At 61.8% G+C, this 2,192-nt stretch carries 1 protein-coding gene and 1 pseudogene; both read right to left on the reverse strand.

All coding sequences use genetic code 11. The features are described 5' to 3' along the window. Nucleotides 1-51: 51 nt before the first annotated feature. Nucleotides 52-1,208 (reverse strand): annotated as a pseudogene (locus tag H0V78_06695) (Fic family protein). Between the two features lie 405 nt (nucleotides 1,209-1,613). Then, a partial coding sequence (gene ubiG, locus H0V78_06700) for a bifunctional 2-polyprenyl-6-hydroxyphenol methylase/3-demethylubiquinol 3-O-methyltransferase UbiG (protein MBA2351468.1) occupies nucleotides 1,614-2,192 on the reverse strand: 579 nt, incomplete at its 5' end.

Genomic DNA, 2,192 nt, shown 5'->3' on the forward strand with positions numbered 1-2,192 from the left:
AGATCGGGCGCCGTGTCGGCAAGGGTGCCGTCGAGGTCGAAGAGGACGGCGTTAATCATGCTGATGGGCTACCTCCACGATTCGCAGAATCGCTTTCGCCACATAAAGCTTCGCCCACCGGCGCCCCGATACTTCTTCGAGCACATGCCGACGGGCGAGGTCATTGATCAGCGCGCGCGCCGTCGGATTGCTGACGCCGAGCAGCCGTTGCGCGCGCCCGACAGTGAGGTACGGATTTTCGAAAAGCTTGTCGATAAGCTGTTGCGCCCGCGGCTTCCCGGCAAGCTCGTAGCGCAGACGCTCGCGAAAATTGAGCAGCGAACGGTATGGGCGCTTGCGTCATTCGCGACCTGTTCGATGCCCGAGAGAATGAAATGTATCCATTGCGCCCAATCGCCATGGGTGCGGATGCGCTGCAGCAGCTCGTAATAATCGCGCCGATAGGCTTCTATGAACGCCGAAAGATACAGCAGCGGCTGGCTGAGCCGCTGGCGTTCGATCAATTCCAGCGTGATAAGCAACCGGCCGACTCGTCCGTTGCCGTCGAAAAACGGATGAATGGCCTCGAATTGCGCATGCGCGATCGCGGCGTGGATGAGATCGGGAAACGCGGTTCGATCGTGCAGGAATTTTTACCAGTCGTTCAGGCACTCGTGCATCTCGCGGACCGGCGGCGGGACGTAGGGGGCGTTCGCGGGAGTCGAACCGGACGGGCCGATCCAGTTTTGCGACCGCCGGAATTCTCCCGGAGTGGCGTGATCGCCGCGCACGCCAAGCATCAGGCGTTCATGAATTTCGCGCACCAGTCGCAAACTGAGCGGCAAGGCCGCCAGCCGTTCGATGCCGTACCCGAGCGCGAACACATAATTGCGGACTTCGAACACGTCATGGGCGCGCTGCGGCAGCGCCGGCTCGGAATCGAGTTCGTCGATCAGAAGATCGTGCGCGCTCGCCTGCGTGCCCTCGATGCGCGAAGACAAAACGGCTTCGCGGCGCACATAAGGCGCGATCAGAAGATGCGGGTTGGGGAGCGTGCGGCCGAGCCCCGAAAGCCCGGACAGCGCGGCGTCGGCGCGGGAAAGCCGGTTGACCAGATCGGCATCGTACGCGATCGAACGCGGCGGCTCAGCGGGCACGAAGGCGTGAAAGCCTTGCGGCGCGCGCATGATTCTTCCGGCTGCGGAGCCGATGAAGTCGGATGGGTTCACGTGGCTTTGAAAGGAATTTTCAATGCGCGGCCAGCTTTGAAAGAAATCTGTTCGATTCTTTCAAAGCTCGGAGAGAATTGCAAGCACCCTTGCAAAGTTCGCCTGATGTCCGCAGTGGCGAGTGAAGCTCCAGCGCACTACGCGAAACCCGGAGCTGCCTTGAGTTCGGGTTTGTCACGGCAACAGCGACCTTGGTTTCCAACAACGGCAAAACCAGATTGCTTCCCCGGTTCAAGCCCGGGGCTAAAGGCCGCTCGCAATGACATATTGGTGTCAGCACCCGCGACGACGCTGCGAGTGCCCTCGCAGGAATTGTCATTGCGAGGGAGGCGCGGCCGACGCGGCAATCCGATTTTGGCACGGCAACAGCGACCTGCTTGAATCGCGCGCGCGGAGCGCCAAGCTTCAGGCGCGGCAATGCATCAGGTAGTTGACGCTCGCATCCGCGCCCAGCGAATAGATTTTGCTGAACGGATTGTAGCTCATGCCTGTGATGCTGCGCACCTGCAGGTCCACGGCGCGGCACATGGCCGCAAGCTCTGCGGGAGTTATGAATTTTGCATAATCGTGCGTACCGCGCGGCAGCAGATTCAGCACGTACTCGGCGCCGATCACCGCGAACAGATAAGCTTTCGGATTGCGGTTGATGGTCGAAAAAATAACGTCGCCGCCGGGCTTCACAAGCTCGGCGCAGGCGCGCACCGTACTCGCCGGATCGGGCACGTGCTCGAGCATTTCCATGCAGGTCACGGCATCGAAGGCGGCCGGCTGCTCGATCGCCAGCGTCTCCACCGCCACCTCGCGATAATCGACTTTTGCCCCGCTTTCCAGCAGATGCAGGCGCGCGACATCGAGCGGCTTTCTGGCAAGATCGATCCCGGTCACGCGCGCCCCGCGCAGCGCCATCGCTTCCGACAGAATGCCGCCGCCGCAGCCGACGTCGAGCACCGCCTTGTCGCGCAGCGCGGCGATGCCGTCGATGTA

It is taken from the genome of Burkholderiales bacterium (assembly GCA_013695435.1).
Classification (GTDB): domain Bacteria; phylum Pseudomonadota; class Gammaproteobacteria; order Burkholderiales; family JACMKV01; genus JACMKV01.